The organism is Micromonospora sp. NPDC047557 (assembly GCF_043205095.1).
Classification (GTDB): domain Bacteria; phylum Actinomycetota; class Actinomycetes; order Mycobacteriales; family Micromonosporaceae; genus Micromonospora.
The window spans coordinates 1-17,886 of the sequence record NZ_JBIDDK010000027.1 but is presented as its reverse complement, the minus strand read 5'-3'; the positions used below and the strand labels follow the sequence as shown (position 1 = coordinate 17,886).

17 protein-coding genes are annotated in these 17,886 nt (G+C 73.1%); 12 read left to right on the top strand and 5 right to left on the bottom strand.

The window, feature by feature from the left end; genetic code table 11:
- Positions 1 to 183: 183 nt before the first annotated feature.
- On the bottom strand, positions 184 to 1,587 hold the full coding sequence (locus ACGGAQ_RS32255) for a hypothetical protein (RefSeq protein WP_393055927.1): 1,404 nt from the start codon (positions 1,585 to 1,587) through the stop codon (positions 184 to 186).
- A gap of 155 nt (positions 1,588 to 1,742) precedes the next feature.
- Here ACGGAQ_RS32255 and ACGGAQ_RS32250 point away from each other — a divergent pair, with 155 nt between their 5' ends.
- From ACGGAQ_RS32250 to ACGGAQ_RS32215, 8 genes are all read left to right on the top strand, one after another.
- Positions 1,743 to 3,719 carry a TIGR03960 family B12-binding radical SAM protein gene (locus tag ACGGAQ_RS32250; protein WP_354857897.1) on the top strand — a complete coding sequence of 659 codons (1,977 nt, stop codon included), beginning with the start codon at positions 1,743 to 1,745 and terminating at the stop codon, positions 3,717 to 3,719.
- Between the two features lie 177 nt (positions 3,720 to 3,896).
- Positions 3,897 to 4,616 carry a TIGR03936 family radical SAM-associated protein gene (locus ACGGAQ_RS32245; RefSeq protein ID WP_354857991.1) on the top strand — a complete coding sequence of 240 codons (720 nt, stop codon included), beginning with the start codon at positions 3,897 to 3,899 and terminating at the stop codon, positions 4,614 to 4,616.
- A 131-nt stretch (positions 4,617 to 4,747) separates the two neighbouring features.
- Positions 4,748 to 7,795, top strand: a complete 3,048-nt coding sequence (locus ACGGAQ_RS32240) for an Rne/Rng family ribonuclease (protein ID WP_393055924.1) — start codon at positions 4,748 to 4,750, stop codon at positions 7,793 to 7,795.
- Positions 7,796 to 7,913: 118 nt separating this feature from the next.
- Positions 7,914 to 8,426, top strand: a complete 513-nt coding sequence (locus ACGGAQ_RS32235) for a hypothetical protein (RefSeq protein WP_393055921.1) — start codon at positions 7,914 to 7,916, stop codon at positions 8,424 to 8,426.
- Between the two features lie 166 nt (positions 8,427 to 8,592).
- Positions 8,593 to 8,907 (top strand): 50S ribosomal protein L21, encoded by a 315-nt coding sequence (rplU, locus tag ACGGAQ_RS32230; RefSeq protein ID WP_007464063.1) that lies wholly within the window; start codon positions 8,593 to 8,595, stop codon positions 8,905 to 8,907.
- A gap of 11 nt (positions 8,908 to 8,918) precedes the next feature.
- Positions 8,919 to 9,173, top strand: coding sequence for a 50S ribosomal protein L27 (gene rpmA / locus ACGGAQ_RS32225; protein ID WP_074313740.1), 255 nt, complete (start codon positions 8,919 to 8,921; stop codon positions 9,171 to 9,173).
- A 92-nt stretch (positions 9,174 to 9,265) separates the two neighbouring features.
- Positions 9,266 to 10,741 (top strand): GTPase ObgE, encoded by a 1,476-nt coding sequence (gene obgE, locus ACGGAQ_RS32220; RefSeq protein WP_393055916.1) that lies wholly within the window; start codon positions 9,266 to 9,268, stop codon positions 10,739 to 10,741.
- A 70-nt stretch (positions 10,742 to 10,811) separates the two neighbouring features.
- A complete protein-coding gene (locus ACGGAQ_RS32215; protein ID WP_354857907.1) occupies positions 10,812 to 11,261 on the top strand; it encodes a GNAT family N-acetyltransferase in 450 nt (149 codons plus the stop codon).
- Positions 11,262 to 11,291: 30 nt separating this feature from the next.
- On the opposite strand, the gene ACGGAQ_RS32210 is transcribed toward ACGGAQ_RS32215, so the two are convergent.
- Together ACGGAQ_RS32210 and ACGGAQ_RS32205 are read right to left on the bottom strand one after the other, a co-directional pair.
- Positions 11,292 to 11,951: a DUF6766 family protein gene (locus tag ACGGAQ_RS32210; protein ID WP_393055912.1), complete on the bottom strand. Its 660-nt coding sequence runs from the start codon at positions 11,949 to 11,951 to the stop codon at positions 11,292 to 11,294.
- Positions 11,952 to 12,026: 75 nt separating this feature from the next.
- The gene (locus ACGGAQ_RS32205) at positions 12,027 to 12,518 is read right to left on the bottom strand and encodes a DUF4383 domain-containing protein (RefSeq protein ID WP_393055909.1); all 492 of its coding nucleotides are present in this window, start codon (positions 12,516 to 12,518) and stop codon (positions 12,027 to 12,029) included.
- Positions 12,519 to 12,748: 230 nt separating this feature from the next.
- On the opposite strand from ACGGAQ_RS32205, the gene ACGGAQ_RS32200 reads away from it, so the two are divergent.
- The 3 genes from ACGGAQ_RS32200 to ACGGAQ_RS32190 are packed head-to-tail and all read left to right on the top strand — an operon-like array spanning position 12,749 to position 14,692.
- Positions 12,749 to 13,546, top strand: coding sequence for a hypothetical protein (locus ACGGAQ_RS32200; protein ID WP_393055906.1), 798 nt, complete (start codon positions 12,749 to 12,751; stop codon positions 13,544 to 13,546).
- A gap of 31 nt (positions 13,547 to 13,577) precedes the next feature.
- A complete protein-coding gene (locus ACGGAQ_RS32195) occupies positions 13,578 to 14,045 on the top strand; it encodes a phage holin family protein (RefSeq protein WP_354857914.1) in 468 nt (155 codons plus the stop codon).
- A complete protein-coding gene (locus tag ACGGAQ_RS32190) occupies positions 14,042 to 14,692 on the top strand; it encodes a DUF3618 domain-containing protein (protein WP_393055903.1) in 651 nt (216 codons plus the stop codon). The genes ACGGAQ_RS32195 and ACGGAQ_RS32190 overlap by 4 nt, the downstream gene beginning before the upstream one ends.
- Before the next feature lie 102 nt (positions 14,693 to 14,794).
- Here ACGGAQ_RS32190 and ACGGAQ_RS32185 read toward each other — a convergent pair whose 3' ends face one another.
- Both ACGGAQ_RS32185 and ACGGAQ_RS32180 read right to left on the bottom strand, forming a co-directional pair.
- The gene (locus ACGGAQ_RS32185) at positions 14,795 to 15,829 is read right to left on the bottom strand and encodes a glycosyltransferase (protein ID WP_393055900.1); all 1,035 of its coding nucleotides are present in this window, start codon (positions 15,827 to 15,829) and stop codon (positions 14,795 to 14,797) included.
- A 92-nt stretch (positions 15,830 to 15,921) separates the two neighbouring features.
- Complete coding sequence (locus ACGGAQ_RS32180) at positions 15,922 to 17,166, bottom strand: cytochrome P450 (protein ID WP_393055897.1); 1,245 nt, start codon at positions 17,164 to 17,166, stop codon at positions 15,922 to 15,924.
- 219 nt (positions 17,167 to 17,385) lie between these two features.
- Here ACGGAQ_RS32180 and ACGGAQ_RS32175 point away from each other — a divergent pair, with 219 nt between their 5' ends.
- Complete coding sequence (locus ACGGAQ_RS32175; protein WP_393055894.1) at positions 17,386 to 17,775, top strand: hypothetical protein; 390 nt, start codon at positions 17,386 to 17,388, stop codon at positions 17,773 to 17,775.
- Positions 17,776 to 17,886 lie beyond the last annotated feature (111 nt).

Sequence of the window (17,886 nt, the reverse complement as noted above, 5' to 3'; positions counted from 1 at the left end):
CACAGGAATACCGCTTTCCGACCCGCTTCGTTCGCGTGACGTCACGGGGCGTAACGGGCCGCCGGTGGTGACGCTTCCGCTGACCCACTCAGGTCCGCGATCCGCCGGCCGACCCGGCCCCGCCGTCAACGGCCCGGCCTCGCCGTCGACGGTGCGGCATCGCTCCATTGGCCGGGGCGCGGCTCAGCCCCGCTCGGGCTGAACGATCTGGCCGCGCAAGGTTTTCAGCAGGTCGGCGCTGTCGACGACGGAGAGTCGGGTGAACACTCCGGTGGCGATGCTGCCGTGGTCGACCGAGGTGCACACCACCACGTCGCCGTCGGCCGGCCGGCCGATCGCGCAACGCTCGTGCCGACCCCGTACGCCGGTCTGCACCGTCTCGGGCGACTCCAGCGCGTAGCGCTCCTTGAGCCGGGTGATTTCTGCGTCCGCGTCCGCCTCCGGGTTCAGCCGGAAGCCGGTCCCGCCGAAGACCGTCACCCGCTTGCCGTCCGCCGTGGCGTACACGCCGGCGAAGGTGTCCTCGGCCAGCCAGTTCTCCTGGCGTACCTCGTTCTCCAGCTGGCGGGCCGCCGCGGCGCTGCCGTCGTCCTGACGCAGGCTCAGATCGGCGACCTGCTCCGGCAGCGCGGCGCGGGCCGGGTACTGCGACGAGATCGGCAGGCCGTAGTAGGCGGGGCATCCGCAGCAGCAGGCCAGGGTGAGCAGCAGAAGCCACGGCCAGCGACGTCGACGACGGACCGGAACCGGCACGTACCCCTTCGGGGCCTCCCAGCCCGGTGGTGGCGTCACCGGCGGTGGCGTGGCCGAGCGCCGGCCTCGCCGCTGCTTCGGCACCCGGGCGGGCGGCACCGGCCGCACCGGCGCGGTAGGTCGGCCCGTGCCGGGCTGCGCCGGCAGGGCGGGCCGGGCTGGCGGCGCCGGGTGGGCTGGCGGCGCCGGGTAGGTGGGTCGCGCCGGGTAGGCGGGCGACGTCGGGTGGGCGGGTGACGGCGACACCGGGTGCATCCCCACCGGCGGTGCGGGCGGCCCGGACCACTGCCGGGTCGACGGGGGCGCCGGGTAGTCCAACGTCGGGGGCAGCGGAGGCAGTTCGGCGGAGGGCAGGTTCCAGCCGCCGGTGTCCACCCCGGCCCACGGGTCGACCGGGGTGCGGTGCTCGGGTGGCTGCTCGGGCAGGGGCGGCGGCGGGGTCGGCTCGGCCGACTCACCCCAGGCACGCCTGCGCGGCAGCGGAGGAGGGACCGGCGCGGACCCACTCCACCGCGGCGCGGGGGCCACCGTGGGCGCGGCGGGGGAGTCCGCGGACGCGGCCGGCTGGGCTGCGGCTTCCTGGGCCGTTGGCTCCGGCTGGGCCGCGGCTTCCTGGGCCGTCGGCTCGGGCTGAGCCGCGGGCTCCTGGGCCGTGGGCTCCGGCTGGTCCGGTGCGGTGGGCTGGGCCGTGGGTTCGGGCTGGTCGGGGGCGGTGGGGTGGTCCGGCGGTACGGGTGGGGAGGTCGACTCGTCGGCGACCGCCGAGGCGTCGTCCGGCTCCGGGCCCGGGGTGCGCCCGTCGGCCGGCCGTGCTCCCGGCTGGGGCTCCGGCATCGCGGCAATCTCCTCTCGCGCCGGTCCGAGGTTAGTACCGCGTCGCCACCGCCGCCGCCCGGGCATCGGGGCGGAGTGCGTGCACAGGTGGTTGGCCGGGCGGCATCGTGGCGTGCGCGCGGTCACCGGCGGGCGGGCGCGTACCCTTGGGCATCATGAGTGCCCCGTCCACGACGCCGCGCGCGGCCGCGACCAATTCGGTCTGGCCCCGGCTCGAGCCGCTGCTCCCTCAGGTCTCCAAGCCCATCCAGTACGTCGGCGGTGAGCTGGGCGCGGTGGTCAAGGACTGGGATGCCGCGACGGTGCGCTGGGCGCTCATGTATCCCGACGCGTACGAGGTGGGCCTGCCCAACCAGGGTGTGCAGATCCTCTACGAGGTGCTCAACGAGCTGCCCGACACCCTCGCCGAGCGGACGTACGCGGTCTGGCCCGACCTGGAGAACCTGATGCGCACGCACGGCGTGCCGCAGTTCACCGTCGACGCCCACCGGCCGGTGCGCGATTTCGACGTCTTCGGCATCTCCTTCTCCACCGAGCTGGGCTACACCAACATGCTCACCGCGATCGACCTGGCCGGCATCCCGATGCTGGCCGCCGACCGCACCGACGCCGACCCGGTGATCGTGGCCGGTGGGCACGCCGCCTTCAACCCGGAGCCGATCGCCGACTTCATCGACGCCGCCGTTCTCGGCGACGGCGAGGAGGCGGTCCTGGAGATCACCGCGATCGTCCGGGAGTGGAAGGCCGAGGGCTCCCCGGGTGGCCGCGACGAGCTGCTGCTGCGGCTGGCCCGCACCGAGAGCGTGTACGTCCCGCGCTTCTACGACGTGGACTACCTCCCGGACGGGCGGATCCAGCGGGTCGTGCCGAACCGGGCAGACGTGCCGTTCCGGGTGCACAAGCGCACGACGATGGACCTGGACGCGTGGCCGTACCCGAAGAAGCCCCTCGTCCCGCTCGCGGAGACGGTGCACGAGCGGTACGCGGTGGAGATCTTCCGGGGCTGCACCCGGGGTTGCCGGTTCTGCCAGGCGGGCATGATCACCCGTCCGGTGCGGGAGCGGTCGATCACCACCGTCGGGCAGATGGTGCGCGAGGGCCTGGAGTTCTCCGGCTTCTCCGAGGTGGGCCTGCTGTCGCTCTCCTCGGCGGACCACTCGGAGATCGGCGACATGTGCTCGGGCCTGGCCGAGCAGTACGCGGGCACTAACGTGTCGCTGTCGCTGCCGTCGACCCGGGTCGACGCGTTCAACATCGACCTCGCGCAGGAGCTGTCCCGCAACGGGCGGCGTACCGGCCTGACCTTCGCCCCGGAGGGCGGGTCGGAGCGGATCCGCAAGGTCATCAACAAGATGGTGTCGAAGGAAGACCTGATCCGGACGGTCGTCACCGCGTACAGCAACGGTTGGCGGCAGGTGAAGCTCTACTTCATGTGTGGCCTGCCGACCGAGACCGACGAGGACGTCCTCGAGATCGCCGACATGGCCCACGAGGTGATCAAGGCCGGTCGGGCCGCGACCGGCTCGAAGGACATCCGCTGCACGGTCTCCATCGGCGGGTTCGTGCCCAAGCCGCACACCCCGTTCCAGTGGGCCGCCATGGAGCGCCCGGAGGTCATCGACCACCGGCTCAAGATCCTCAAGCAGGCCATCAACTCGGACCGCTCGCTGGGCCGGGCCATCGGCTACCGCTACCACGACGGCGAGCCGTCGCTGATCGAGGGCCTGCTCTCCCGGGGCGACCGCCGGGTCGGCTCGGTGATCCGCAAGGTGTGGGAGGACGGCGGCCGGTTCGACGGCTGGAGCGAGCACTTCTCCTACCAGCGCTGGGTGGACGCGGCGGCCGAGACGCTGCCGGCGTTCGGGGTGGATCTCGACTGGTACACCACCCGCCAGCGCGACGAGCTGGAGGTCCTTCCCTGGGACCACCTGGACTCGGGCCTGGACAAGGACTGGCTCTGGCAGGACTGGCAGGATTCGCTGAGCGAGTTCGAGCAGGACGACTGCCGGTGGACCCCGTGCTTCGACTGCGGTGTCTGTCCCTCGATGGACACCGAGATCCAGATCGGCCCCACCGGCAAGAAGCTCCTGCCCCTGACGCCGATCAAGGGCCTGAAAACCCCCACGCCCTGACCCCGGCCCTCCCGGCCCCGCCCGTCGCCCGCGTCGATCATGAAGTTATTGCCCGGAACACCGCGTGTCGCCGACAATAACTTCATGATCAACCGGTGCTGAGTTCCGAGGAGCGAGACGATCAGTAAGAAAAACCAGCCGGAGGGTGGGCAGGCGCCGGTCGTTCAGCGCGCCCGCATCCGGTACGCCAAGCGCGGGCCGCTGCGGTTCACCTCGCACCGGGACTTCGCCCGGGCCTTCGAGCGTGCGCTGCGCCGTGCCGCCGTACCGATCGCGTTCTCCCAGGGCTTCACCCCGCACCCGAAGATCTCCTACGCCAGCGCCGCGCCCACCGGGGTGGCGAGCGAGGCGGAGTACCTGGAGATCGGCCTCCAGGCGCCGGTCGAGCCGGAGGCGCTGCGCGCCGCGCTCGACGCCGCGCTCTCACCCGGGCTGGACGTGCTGGAGGTGGTGATCGCCGAGGGCGGCAGCCTGGCGGACCGCATCGAGGCGTCGCACTGGCACATCGAGCTGCCCGAGGTCGACACGGAGACACTGCGCGCCGCCGTGGACGCCTTCACTGCTGCCGACGAGGTGCTGGTCGAGCGGATGACCAAGCAGGGGCGACGCACCTTCGACGCCCGTGCGGCGGTCATGTCGATCGATGTCCTCTCCCCGACGCAGACGCCTTCCGGGGCGCCGGCCGTACCGTGTGCGATACTCGAACTGGTCGTGCGGCAGGTCACCCCGTCCGTACGGCCCGATGACGTCCTTTCCGGCCTCCGCGTGGTGGCCGACCTGGAGCCGCCGGTCTCGCCGAGGGTGACCCGGCTGGCTCAGGGCACGCTGACCGCGCAGGGTGCGATCGTGGATCCGTTGGATGCGGACCGCGGCGGGGCAGCCATCGTTGGGCACTGACCGACGGTCAGCGCTCTTGCAGGCAGACTTCGGCGGTCGCGCACCACGCGCGCCCGGCGGAAACACTTTTGCGGCGACCCTGCGTGGCAGCGCTCACCCGCGCCCGGGGCAGCCAGAACTGGAGAACGTCCATGCTCGAGAACGAGCCCGAGGGCGGCGAACGGACCGGTTCACAGCCGGCCGGCGACACCGCTGACCAGAGCACCACCACCGACGCCGCCACCGGCGCGGAGCAGGCGAGCGCGGAGAGCGCCGAGCCGGCCGCGCCGCCCCGGCGGGCGCGGGCCACCCGGCGTCGGGCCGCCCCGCTCAACCAGCCGGAGCAGGCCGAGGCGCCCGTCGAGGCGTCCGCCGGCGGGACCGGTGCCGTCGAGTCGCCGCAGGCGGAGGTCTTCGCCCCGGTCTCCGGTGACCTGGACGTCGCCCCGAAGACCCCCCGACGCCGGCGCAAGGCGGCCCCCGTCGAGACGACCGCGGAGGAGCCGCTGGTCGCCGCCAGCGCGGAGCTGGCCTCCCCCGAGGTCGTTCCTCCGGTCAAGGTGACCCGCACCCGGCGCAAGAAGGCAACGCCCGCCGTCGAGGAGCCGCCGGCCGTCGTGGAGCCCGCCGCCGTCGAGGAGCCCGCCGCCGAGGAGCCCTCCGTCGAGGAGGACGCCGCTGAGACGCCGGCGGAGTCCGACCTGCGTCAGGCGGAAGCCGAGCTGAACGAGGCGCAGACCCCGCCGGACGGAACCGTCGCCGAGCAGGCGTTCGGTGCCGCGCGGGAGCGCTCCGGCGAGGTGGCGCCCGGTGTCGCCGTGGCGAACGTGGCCGATGAGCCGATCGAGCCTGCCGAGGTCGTCGAGGCCGAGCAGCCGAGGACCCGCCGCCGGCGGGCCGCGCTCTCCGCACCCACCGTGCTGTTCATGGCACCCCAGCCGGACGCCGTGCCGGTGACCCGGCCGGCGGAGCCCGCTCCGGTGGCCGAGGAACCGGCCGTCGAGGCCGAGCCGTCCCGTCGACGGCGGCGCGGTCGCCGCGATGTCGAGCCGGTGGAGCCGGTCGAGGCCGTCGAGGCCGAGGAGGAGCCGACCGAGGAGGCCGACGAGGCCGCCGAGGTGGACGAGGACGACGAGGACAGCGCGGCCGCGCGTCGCCGCCGTCGGCGTGGCCGCCGGGGTCGGGGCCGGGGCAAGGGCGGTGCCGACGACGCCGAGGACGAGGAGTCCGACGAGGCGGCGCAGGCCGACGAGGAGGAGACCGCCGAGGCCGAGGCCGAGGGTGACGAGGACGAGGAGTCCGAGGGCGGGGACGGGTTGACCCGTCGTCGCCGTCGTCGCCGCCGTCGCGGCGCCGGGGACACCGAGGGAGCCGCCGACGACGGCGTGCCCACCGTGGTCAAGATCCGCGAGCCGCGTCGCACGGTCGACGAGGTCCAGGGCGTGTCCGGCTCGACCCGGCTGGAGGCCAAGCGCCAGCGTCGCCGGGACGGCCGGGAGCAGCGGCGTACGCGGCCGCCGATCCTCAGCGAGTCGGAGTTCCTGGCCCGCCGGGAGGCGGTCGACCGGGTCATGGCGGTCCGGCAGCGCGGTGACCGCACCCAGATCGCCGTCCTGGAGGACGGTGTGCTGGTCGAGCACTACGTCACCCGCAACTCCTCGGGCACCATGGCCGGCAACGTCTACCTGGGCAAGGTGCAGAACGTCCTGCCCAGCATGGAGGCGGCGTTCGTCGACGTCGGCCGGGGCCGCAACGCGGTGCTGTACGCCGGCGAGGTCAACTGGGACACCTCCGGGCTGGAGGGGCGTGCCCGCTCGATCGAGCAGGCGCTGCGCTCCGGCGACTCGGTGCTGGTCCAGGTCACCAAGGACCCGATCGGGCACAAGGGCGCCCGGCTCACCAGCCACATCGCCCTCTCCGGCCGGCACCTGGTCTACGTGCCCAACGGCAACGCGTCCGGGATCAGCCGGAAGCTGCCGGACACCGAGCGCAAGCGGCTGCGCGACGTGCTCAAGAAGCTGGTCCCGGACGGCGCCGGCGTGATCGTCCGTACGGCCGCCGAGGGCGCCAGCGAGGACGAGCTGGCCCGCGACGTCAAGCGGCTCCAGGCGCAGTGGGAGGACATCCAGGCCAAGGCCGCCGAGGGCGGTGCCCCGGTGCTGCTCTACGAGGAGCCCGACCTGGTGATCCGGGTGGTCCGGGACCTGTTCAACGAGGACTTCCGCGAGCTGGTCATCGAGGGCGAGCAGTCGTACGGCATGGTCGAGTCGTACCTGTCGCACGTCTCTCCGGACCTGGTCGACCGGGTGCGCCGGCACGTCGGCACGAGCGACGTGTTCGCCGAGTACCGGATCGACGAGCAGATCATCAAGGGCCTGGACCGCAAGGTGTTCCTGCCCTCCGGCGGCTCGCTGGTGATCGACAAGACCGAGGCCATGACGGTCGTCGACGTCAACACCGGCAAGTACACCGGCTCCGGCGGCAACCTGGAGGAGACGGTCACCCGCAACAACCTGGAGGCGGCGGAGGAGATCGTCCGTCAGCTCCGGCTGCGCGACATCGGTGGCATCGTGGTGATCGACTTCATCGACATGGTGCTGGAGTCGAACCGGGAGCTGGTGCTGCGCCGGCTCACCGAGTGCCTGGGCCGGGACCGCACCAAGCACCAGGTCACCGAGATCACCTCGCTCGGTCTGGTGCAGATGACCCGTAAGCGGATCGGCGCGGGCCTGCTGGAGGCGTTCAGCGAGACCTGCGAGTGCTGCAAGGGTCGGGGCGTCATCATCCACACCGAGCCGGTGCCGGAGAAGCCGCGTACCGGTGGGGCCGCGGAGAAGGTCAAGGCGGTCGCCTCGTCGGCGCCGGCCGCTCCGGCCGTCGAGGCCGGCACCGCGTCGTCCCGCCGCCGGGCGCGCAAGAGCGCCCCGGCCGAGCGCGCGGTGGTCGAGGTCGTCGACACCGACACCAGCGTCGAACCGGACGCCGACTACCAGGACACCATGGGGTACGACCTGTCCCGCTACGAGGCGGAGACCGAGGCGGCGCCGGCGGTGTCCGACAGCCTGCAGGGCGAGTCGGCCCGGCTGGCCGCGGCGGACGACCCGGACGCGCTCGCCGAGGGCGACACCGACGAGGAGGCCGGTGGCGCGGGGCGTCGCCGCTCCCGCCGCGGTGGCGCCCGTCGGCGGACCCGCCCCTGACGGCCTGACCGGCCCGGTGTTTGACGAGGTCCCTTTCCCGGCAATGTGTCGGGGGAGGGACCTCGCCGTTCCGGTCACCCCGGGCCGGGAGCGGTCGGCCCCCGGTCAGGAGAAGAAGATGCGTCGCCTGCTCGCCGTCACCGTGCTGGTAGCCGTGCTCGCCGTCGGAGCCGGCTGCTCCGCCGACCGGTCGGTCGATGCGGGTCCGACCAGCGCGACCGCCGAGGCTTCCGGCCCGGCCGCCGGGTCCGGGGGCGCTCCCGGCGGGTCGACCGGTACGCCGGTGGGTGGCGGTGTTGCGGGCGGCAACCGGCAGGTGTGCGCCGAGGCGCAGCAGGCCGGCGCCACCGCCGTCCGGGAGTACGTGGCGGAGCTGGGCCGGATGGTCGCGGCGGTGGGTGCGGGGGACACCGCCACCGCCGATGCGGCCCGCACGAGGGCGCAGACGGCGCTGGCCGGCTGGCGGGCCGCACTGCGGGAGCAGTCGACGCGGTCCACCGATCCGCAGCTCAAGACGCTGCTCAGTGACCTCGGCACGGAGGTCGCCGCACTCGGCGCGGACGTCGAGTCGATCGACGAGACCGAGTTGGACCGGCTCCAGCAACGCCTCGACCAGCTCTGCGCCCGCTGACCAGGGCGGGCCGGTTTGGGGTCCGGGCCGGCAATGGCGTACTCTTGCCTGCGGCCCACCTTTGGTGTGCCGAGTTCCCGTGTGCCCGCGCCGCCGTGCACTGCTACCCGGCGAGCCGCCGCGGGGACGACCGCCAGCAGCCTCAACGACAGGGAGTCCGCCTCCGATGTACGCGATCGTCAAGACCGGCGGCAAGCAGTACAAGGTCGCCGAGGGCGACGTGATCGAGGTCGAGAAGCTCACCGGTGCCCCCGGTGACGCGGTGAAGCTCACCGCGGTGCTCCTCGTCGACGGTGACGACCTGGTGACCGACGCGGCGAAGCTTGCCGAGGTCGCGGTGTCCGGCGAGATCGCCGCGCACACCAAGGGCCCGAAGATCCGGATCCACAAGTTCAAGAACAAGACCGGCTACCACAAGCGCCAGGGTCACCGCCAGCCGTTGACCCAGGTCAAGGTGACCGGCATCTCCAGCGGGAAGTAGGTCGTCCTCCAATGGCTCACAAAAAGGGTGCGTCCAGCTCGCGTAACGGTCGTGACTCCGCGGCCCAGCGACTCGGCGTGAAGCGCTTCGGTGGTCAGGTCGTCAGCGCCGGTGAGATCCTCATCCGGCAGCGTGGCACCAAGTTCCACCCCGGTGACCTGGTCGGCCGTGGCGGCGACGACACGCTGTTCGCGCTGTCGGCCGGTGCGGTCCTGTTCGGCACCAAGCGCGGTCGCAAGACCGTCAGCATCGTTCCGCAGCAGTAGTTTCTTCGCTAAGCGGGCCGCGGACCTCCGGGTCCCGGCCCGCTTCGCATTTTCGAAGTGCGGGGTCAAACCTCGCTGGAAGGATTGACGCCGTGGCGACGTTCGTTGACCGGGTCGTCCTGCATCTGCAGGCCGGCGATGGTGGGCACGGTTGTGTCTCGATCCACCGCGAGAAGTTCAAGCCCTTCGGCGGGCCGGACGGCGGCAACGGCGGGCACGGCGGCAGCGTGTCGCTGGTGGTCGACCCGCAGGTGACCACGCTGCTCGACTTCCACTTCCACCCGCACGTCAAGGCCGACAATGGCAAGGGCGGCGCCGGATCGAACCGGGACGGGGCCAACGGCCACAACCTGGTGCTGAAGGTGCCCAACGGCACGGTGGTCCAGACCACCGACGGCACCGTGCTGGCCGACATGGTCGGCGCCGGCACCACCTTCGAGGTGGCCCGGGGCGGGCGCGGCGGGCGCGGCAACGCCTCGCTGGCCAACGCCAAGCGCAAGGCTCCCGGCTTCGCCGAGCTGGGCGAGCCCGGCGACCAGCTGGACATCGTGCTGGAGCTGAAGAGCGTCGCCGACGTGGGCCTGGTGGGCTTCCCGTCGGCCGGTAAGTCGTCGCTGATCTCGGTGATCTCCGCCGCGAAGCCGAAGATCGCCGACTACCCGTTCACCACCCTGGTGCCCAACCTCGGTGTGGTCCGGATGGACAACCACACCTTCACCGTCGCCGACGTGCCGGGCCTGATCCCGGGCGCGGCCACCGGCAAGGGCCTGGGCCTGGAGTTCCTGCGGCACATCGAGCGCTGCGCGGTGCTGGTGCACGTCATCGACTCGGCGACCCTGGAGCCCGGCCGCGACCCGGTCGCCGACATCGACGCCATCGAGGCCGAGCTGAGCCAGTACGGCGGGCTGACCGACCGCCCACGGCTGGTGGCCGTGAACAAGGTCGACGTGCCGGACGGCCGGGACCTCGCCGAGATCGTCCGCCCGGATCTGGAGGAGCGCGGCTACCGCGTGTTCGAGGTCTCCGCGGCCACCCGGGAGGGGCTCAAGGAGCTGACGTACGCCATGGCCGAGCTGGTCGAGGCGGAGCGCAAGGCGGCCCCGCCGGCCGAGCCGACCCGGATCGTGATCCGGCCGATGGCCGTGGACGACGCCGGCTTCACCATCACGGCCGAGGCCGACGGCTCGTTCACCGTCCGCGGCGTACGCCCGGAGCGGTGGGTCAAGCAGACCAACTTCGACAACGACGAGGCGGTCGGCTACCTCGCCGACCGGCTGGCCCGGCTCGGCGTGGAGGACAAGCTCGCCAAGGCCGGCGCCCAGCCCGGCGACCTGGTTCGGATCGGTGAGCGCGAGTTCGACTGGCAGCCGACGCTGTACGCGGGTGTGGAGTTCGTGCCCGGCAACCGGGGCACCGACGTCCGCCTGGAGGAGAAGTCGAACCGGGCCTCGGCGGCGGAGCGGCTCGCCGCCCGCAAGGCCCGCCGGGTGCGCTCGGCGGACGAGGTGGGCGCGGACTCGTCCGACGACGACGTCGAGGACATCGAGGACGAGGACGACGCCGAGTAGCCCGTTGCTCTCCGTGATCGGGACGACTGCCGGAAACCTCCGCGAAATGCACCCCGCCTAGCGTGGGGTGATGCTGATCGAGTCGCGGCCCGCCACCGATCCCGAGATCGCCGCCCTGGTCGTCGCCCAGCAGCGTGAGCTGCGCGAGGCCGACGGCGGGCTGGACGGGCAGGTCACCGTCGCCCACGACGACATCCGCTACCTGGCGGTGGTGGTGCACGGTCGGGCGGTCGCCTGCGGCGGGCTCCAGTCGCTCGACGCCGTCACCGGCGAGGTCAAGCGGATGTACGTCCGGCCCGCGTACCGGGGCCGGGGCATCGCCCGCCAACTGCTCGCCGCGTTGGAGGAGTGCGCGTTCCGGCAGGGGCACACGGTGGTCTGCCTGGAGACCGGCACGTACCTGCCGGCGGCCATCGGGCTCTACACCTCGTGCGGCTACGAACCGGTCCCGGTGTACGGCGAGTACGTCGGCAACCCGTACAGCGTCTGTTTCGCCAAGCGGCTCCCGGTCGCGGCCTGACGGCGGCGGTCCGCCCGCCCGCGACGGCGGTCAGGCGCCGGTCTCGGCGTGCGCGACGGTGACCGGCTTCGACTCCGGAGACGCGTGCTGACGCAGGACGATGCTCAACAGGATCAGCGCGCCGACCGCCAGGAACTCGCTCTGCCAGTTCTGCATCGACTGGAACCAGAAGTCGCTGGTGCCGAAGAAGTCCCACACGCTGATCGGCGGCGCTCCGCTCTGCAACGCCTGCTCCTCGTTGTAGGCGGCGGTGCCGCCGAGCAGGTGCCCGACGAACGAGCCGGCGAAGATCAGCAGCAGCGCGAGGGAGAGGCTGTTGCGGTAGACCACCAGCGGAAGCCCACCGGCGCGTACTGGCCACGGCGACCGGCCGGTGGCCCGGCGCTCGTCGTCCTCGGGTCGGTCGGTCTGGTCCACCGGCTTCGACTCGGCCGAGCCCCGCTGCACCAGGTACGCGGTGAGCAGCACGTACCCGCCCATCTGGAGGAACTCCGACTCCCAGTTCTCGAAGACCGCCTCGGCGAAGTGCCCGCTGCCCAGGTACGCGGGGAAACTCAGCGGCGCGGCGCCGAACTCGGTCAGCTCCTCGTTGTGGGTCTGCCAGCCGAACACGCTCTGCAGGACGAGGAAGACCAGGAATGCGCCCAGCATGGCGGCGGTCAGCGCGTTGTCACGTATCCAGCGAGGCATCATCGACCCCCTTCACGGATCATCGCCCGGCCAGTACCCGCGCGGTCGCCGCCGCCAAACACCTGAATCGGCAGCTCAAGGCCTGTCGATCGGGCTGTCCAGGCGCCCGCCGGTGCCCACCTGGTTGGACAGCAGCAGCCCGAGCGCGAGCATGCCGAAGCCGAGTGCGAGGTGCAGCCAGTTGTCGGCGTCGTTGACCGGCAGGATGTTCGCTCCGGCCTCGGGGTCGACCGCCTCGATCCCCAGGCCGTACAGCCAGAGGGCCAGGTAGACCGCGCCGCCGCCGGCCAGGAAGAGCCGGGCACCGCCGACGCTGCGCGCCAGCGCCAGGCCCACCAGCCCGAACAGCAGGTGCACCGCGTTGTGCAGGATCGACACCTGGAACAGCCCGAGCAGCTTGGCCTCCGAGTGGTGCCCGGCGAAGGTCAGCTCGCCGTAGTCGGTGGTGATGCCGGGGATGAAGCCGAGGATTCCGATCAACAGGAAGATCCCGGCCACGACAAGCGCGACCACCTGCACCCGGGGTCGGGGCGCGGCAGGTCGGCCACCCCGCGCGTCTCGTGCCATCCCTGCCCCCTCCAGTGGCTCTGCCGGTCCCGCGAACCTCACTGTCCGCAGCGGCGACGTGACGCAGCCCGACGATCCTCCATTTTGAAGTCGATCCCGCCGGCCGCGCAGAGAAATGCACGAACAGGTATGGAAGCCGAAACGGAGGGTAGGGAGTTGTCAGCGGCCATGGCGTCACGGCCGCATCCCCCCAGCACAACCGCGACGACTTTCCGAGCGGAAGGGAAATCATGACTTACGAAGTGTCACCCACGTCTTCCACGTACGGGCACGAGTCCACCAACGGCGGCGGCGTCCGTGAGCAGGCCCGACACGTCGGGTCCGAGGCGGCGCACGCCGGTGGCGCGGTCGCCCAGACCGCGAAGGAGCAGGGCACCGAGGTCGGCCGCGAGGCCGCCCGGCAGGCCCGCAACCTCTACGGCGAGGCCCGCAGCCAGCTCGCCAGCCAGACCGGTGAGCAGCAGCGCCGGGCCGCCGGCGGCCTGCGGTCGATTGCCGACGAGATGCGCACCATGGCCGAGCAGGGTGGCCAGGCCGGCCCGGTGAGCGAGCTGGCCCGCCAGGCCGCCGACCGGGTGCACGGTGCGGCCGGCTGGCTGGAGGAGCGCCAGCCCGGCGACCTGATCAACGAGGTACGCGACTACGCGCGGCGCAACCCGGGCACCTTCCTGGTCGGCGCGGCGGTGCTCGGCGTGCTGGCCGGGCGCCTGACCCGCGGCATCGCCGACTCCGGTGACCACTCCGGCAACGGCTCCGCGGGCTACCGCGGCAACGGGGCGTACGACCCGGAGCAGACCGCGGTGATCCCCACGCCGCCGCCGGCACCCCGTACGGCCGCGGACACCACCCCGGCGGGCGGCTACCTCGACCCGACCCCCGGCACGTACACCGAGCCCACCTCCGGCGGCTACGCCGACCCGACCCCGGGTGGCTACACCGAGCCGGCCAGCACCGGTCAGCCGCTGCCGCCGGTGACCCAGACCGACCCGCTGCCGGGCGTGCCGTCCAGCGGCAGCCCCCGCCCGTGAGGCGCCGAGTCATCCGAAGGGAGGCGACGGCATGACCATGCCGACGCAGGGGTCCGGCCTGGACTCCGGTTACCACCCCGACGCGGGTGCCCCGCACACCGCGGCGGAGGTGAAGGGCAGCTCGCTCGGTGACCTGATGCGCCAGGTCACCACCGACCTGTCGACGCTGATGCGCCAGGAGGTCGAGCTGGCCAAGGCCGAGATCCGCCAGGAGGGCAAGAAGGCCGGCAAGGCCGCGGGCCTCTTCGGCGGGGCCGGCTTCGGCGGCTACATGGTGGCGTTGTTCGTCTCCATCGCCGTGTGGCAGTTCCTGGACAACGTCATGGACTCCGGCCTGGCCGCGCTGATCGTGGCCGTCATCTGGGCCGTGGTCGCCGCGGTCCTCTACTCGATGGCCAAGAAGAACGCCCAGCACGTACGCGGGCTCAAGCAGACCAACGACAGCGTGCAGCGGATCCCCGACGCGCTCAAGCCCCACCCGGAGGGAGTCACCCGATGAGCACCGACCCCGACCAGATCCGCCGGGAGATCGAAGCCACCCGCAACAGCCTCAGCTCCGATGTGGACGCGCTGGCGTACAAGGTCAGCCCGAGCCGCATCGTCGACGACCGCAAGCAGCGGGCCCGTTCCGCGCTGCAGAATGTGAGGGACAAGGTCATGGGAACCGCGTCTGACCTCGGCCACGGCACCGGTCACGCCGCCCACTCGGTGGGTGACCGCGCCTCCTCGGCGGCCTCCAGCGTCAGCGACGCCGCGCACTCGGCGGCCTCCTCGGTCAGCGACGCCGCCCACAGCGCGCCCCGGGTCATCCGGCAGAAGTCGCAGGGCAACCCGCTGGCCGCCGGCCTGATCGCCTTCGGGGTCGGCTGGCTGGCCTCCTCGCTGATCCCGGCCTCCCAGCGGGAGCAGCAGGCCGCCGCTCAGGTCAAGGACAAGGTCAGCGAGCACAGCGGCGCCGTGAAGGAGAAGCTGGGCGAGGTGGCCAGCGAGCTCAAGGACGAGCTGCGCGAGCCGGCCCAGCACGCCGCCGAGTCGGTGAAGTCCACCGCCCAGGACGCCGTGCACGCGGTCAAGGACGACGGCCGCTCGGCCGCCCAGGACGTCAAGGACCAGGCCCAGCAGGCCCGCCAGCAGGTCACTTCCTGAGTCCACCGCAGTCAGCGACAGCTCGCGGTCACCCCCGGTGGCCGCGAGCTGTCGCATGTCCACCCGCGCCCCGTCGCGGTGCGGCGGCGCGCGGACGCCTGATCAGCGCCCGCGTCGTCCCGGTCGGTGAGCGGCCTGGCGGATCCGGACGTTGCCGTAGCGGACTCCGCCGAGCAGGAGGCGCTGGGCGACCGCCAGCCAGCTGCAGACGCCACGTTCGAGCAGCCAGAGTGGGGCGGCCAGCGAGGTGCTCGGTGGGAAGACGATCCCGCCGTCGGCGCGGCGGCGGCCCACCTCGGCCACGGCGACGACAGCGGCCGCCGTGCCGAGCAGCAGCCGGGGCCGCCGCGCCGCGACCGCCGCGGCCAGCGCCGGCAGGACCGCGAGCGCGGTCAGCAGGCGGGCCGGCTGGGCCAGATCGTCGTACGCCTGGCGGACCCGCTGGCCCCGGAAGTGCGTCGCGTCCGGCGGCAGCCGGCGTACGTACAGCCAGGGCGGCGCGACCTCGACACCGCCGTACGCGCGCACGGTGCGGATCAGCTCCAGGTTCTCGAAGAGCACGTCCGGGTCGTACCCGCCCATGGCGAGGAACGTGCTGCGGCGTACCGCGAGGGTGCCGGGGTAGTCGTTTCCGAGCGCCCGGTTGAGCAGCGTCCGCCCGGTGTCCCACCAGGCGTGCCAGGGCAGTGGGTCGAAGTAGTTCTGCGGCCGGACCAGGTCGACCCGGCCCAGCAGCCGGTGCACGGCGCGCAGCCCGGCCTCGTCGTACCGGACGTCGTCGTCGGCGATGACCACGTGTTCGTGGTGTGCCGCGTCGACGCCGGTGTGCACCCCGACCACCTTGCCGTTGCGCCCTCGCCCGGCGGGATCGGGCGGAAGGTGCCGGACCAGCCCCTGCCAGGCCGCCGCGTGCCGGGCGAAGAGCTCCGGAGGTGACCCGTCGACGACGAGCACCTCGACGAGGCCGCTCAGCCGGCGCAGGTAGCCGGTCAGCTCGTCCAGACCGCTGTCGGTGTGCCAGCGCAGCGGCAGCACGTACGCCATCGGCAGGACGGTCGGCGGCAGGGTGGTCGGCGGCGTGCCGGTGATGTCGTGCCCGGCTCGCCGGGCGGCGTCACCGGTGGCCTGAGCGAGCATCGGCGCCTCCTGGGCAGGCGGTCCGCGGCCGGCGGTGGGCGGGCCGCCCGCTGCACGTGCCCGCCCTGCCTCGATCCAAACCGGCGACGGGGTCAGGCGCGGCGGATGTTGGTGAGGGTCAGGCCGCTGGGCGGCAGCGCGGGCATGCGCCGCAGGTCCAGGGTCAGGTCCTGCGGCGGGACCTCGTAGCGCATGCCGCCGGTCAGGTTGGTGACCGCCCGCTTCATCAGGTCGATGGTGATCCACTCGCCGGCGCAGCGGTGCCCGGTGGTGTGGTCGCCGCCGCCCTGCGGGACCAGCTCGAACGGGTCCACCCGGCGGCCGGCGAACCGCTCGGGACGGAACAGCTCCGGTTCGGGCCAGATTGCCGGGTGGTGGTTGGTGCCGTAGAGGTCGAGCAGGACCCGCCGTCCGCGCGGGAAGTGGTGGCCCTCCCAGTCGAACGAGCGCCGGACCCGGGCGGTGGCCATCGGGAAGAACGGGTAGTAGCGACGTACCTCCTGGACGAACTGCTCGGTGGCCTCGTCGTCACCGTGGACCCTCTCCCGCCAGCCGGGATGGTCGCGCAGGGCGAGCGCGGCGAAGACGATGTACCGGTCCACGGCGACAACCGGACGCAGCAGGTTGAGCAGTTCGACGGCGGCGGCCCGGCGGGGGAGCAGCGCCCCGCGCGCGTCGCGGTGCTCGGCCACGATCTCAAGCGGGCTGCCGGCCGGCGGCGGGTGGATGCCGGTCCGGGCCCGTTCGACGAGGTCGCCGAGCCAGCGTTCGGCGCGACGGCGGGCGAGCAGGCCTCGCCAGTGCCGTGGGCCGACGACCGCCGGGCCCTCGATCATGGCGTGCAGGTCGACGGCGCGGCGGTTGACCTGCGACGTGGCCAGCGGCACCCCGGCCCAGGCGCAGACCGCCCGGGTCAGCAGGCGGCCCAGCTCGTCGTAGAGCGGCATCGGCCCGGCCGCCTCCCACGCGGGGATCCGCGCCCGCCACTCGTCGTCGAAGAGTTGCCCGAGGCGCTGGATGGCCGTCGGCGTCATGATCGACATGAGCATGGCCTTGCGGTTGGAGTGCTCCGATCCGTCCAGCCCCTGCACGCCACCCCGGCCGGTGAGCGTCCGCTGCACCCGCAGGGGCATCGCGCTGTCGCGCTGGAAGCGCTCGTTGTCGTAGAAGAGCATCGCCGCCGGCCGGCCCCGCAGGCAGATGGTCGGTGCGAGCAGGATCCGGGCCTGGAAGACGTCGCTGCCGTACCGCTCGCAGCGCTCACCGATGAACCGGTAGCCGGCGCGGAGCAGCGCGAGGGTGCTGTCCGGCGTGCGGTCGCCCGGCATGGTCGCCATCGGGTCTCCTCGGGTGCGAGCGGTGGCCGGCGTCGCCGTCGCGCTGCGTCTACCCGTGTCGCCGCCGCTGAATCCCCACCGGCGACAGCGCGTCGGCTGGCCCCTCCCACGGGCGGCGGAACCTGGTTTGCTGAGCTGGTGGGGCCGCCGTGAGCCGGCAGCACCGGTCGGTCGGTGCGGCCCTCGGTGGGCCGATGGCCACGACCACGGGGAGGGCGAATGCACGACAACAGGTCGCCGCACTGGCGGCAACGGCGGGCGGTCGCGGCGACGGGCGCGGGTCGTGCCCTGCGCCCACTGATCGGCCCGCCCGGTCGGCCGATGAGGCCGCGCCGGTTCTTCACCGTGCACCTGGGCTTCACCGCGCCGGGCGCGGCCGACGCCCGCGAGCAGGCGGTGGCGTACGCGGAGGCGCTGAGCCTGCTTCGCCCGGAGGTGGCCCTCGGTGCGGCGGCCCTGTCACCGGCCGACGCGTGGCACCGGGCGGAGCGGCTGTTCTGTGGCGCGGTCGGCCCGGACGGGGAGCGCTGCGTCGATGTCGCCGAGCATCCCGGCTTCCACCACGCGCCGGGTCCCGGCGGTCTCGGCTGGGGCGACGGTGATGCCTGACCTGGCGTGGGGGGGGGGGGGGGGGGGGGGGCCCCCCCCCCCCCCCCCCGCGCGCGCGCCGGGGCCCCGGGCCCCCCCCCGCCCCCCGCCCCCCCCGCCCCCCCCCCCCCC

Coding starts and splice junctions, on each gene's coding strand:
- ACGGAQ_RS32205 (WP_393055909.1), bottom strand. CDS start 12,518: ATGGCACGAGACGCGCGGGGTGGCCGACCTGCCGCGCCCCGACCCCGG.
- ACGGAQ_RS32185 (WP_393055900.1), bottom strand. CDS start 15,829: ATGCTCGCTCAGGCCACCGGTGACGCCGCCCGGCGAGCCGGGCACGAC.
- ACGGAQ_RS32215 (WP_354857907.1), top strand. CDS start 10,812: ATGCTGATCGAGTCGCGGCCCGCCACCGATCCCGAGATCGCCGCCCTG.
- ACGGAQ_RS32200 (WP_393055906.1), top strand. CDS start 12,749: ATGACTTACGAAGTGTCACCCACGTCTTCCACGTACGGGCACGAGTCC.
- ACGGAQ_RS32240 (WP_393055924.1), top strand. CDS start 4,748: ATGCTCGAGAACGAGCCCGAGGGCGGCGAACGGACCGGTTCACAGCCG.
- ACGGAQ_RS32175 (WP_393055894.1), top strand. CDS start 17,386: ATGCACGACAACAGGTCGCCGCACTGGCGGCAACGGCGGGCGGTCGCG.
- ACGGAQ_RS32210 (WP_393055912.1), bottom strand. CDS start 11,951: ATGCCTCGCTGGATACGTGACAACGCGCTGACCGCCGCCATGCTGGGC.
- ACGGAQ_RS32250 (WP_354857897.1), top strand. CDS start 1,743: ATGAGTGCCCCGTCCACGACGCCGCGCGCGGCCGCGACCAATTCGGTC.
- ACGGAQ_RS32235 (WP_393055921.1), top strand. CDS start 7,914: ATGCGTCGCCTGCTCGCCGTCACCGTGCTGGTAGCCGTGCTCGCCGTC.
- ACGGAQ_RS32180 (WP_393055897.1), bottom strand. CDS start 17,166: ATGGCGACCATGCCGGGCGACCGCACGCCGGACAGCACCCTCGCGCTG.
- rpmA (WP_074313740.1), top strand. CDS start 8,919: ATGGCTCACAAAAAGGGTGCGTCCAGCTCGCGTAACGGTCGTGACTCC.
- ACGGAQ_RS32255 (WP_393055927.1), bottom strand. CDS start 1,587: ATGCCGGAGCCCCAGCCGGGAGCACGGCCGGCCGACGGGCGCACCCCG.
- ACGGAQ_RS32195 (WP_354857914.1), top strand. CDS start 13,578: ATGACCATGCCGACGCAGGGGTCCGGCCTGGACTCCGGTTACCACCCC.
- ACGGAQ_RS32190 (WP_393055903.1), top strand. CDS start 14,042: ATGAGCACCGACCCCGACCAGATCCGCCGGGAGATCGAAGCCACCCGC.
- rplU (WP_007464063.1), top strand. CDS start 8,593: ATGTACGCGATCGTCAAGACCGGCGGCAAGCAGTACAAGGTCGCCGAG.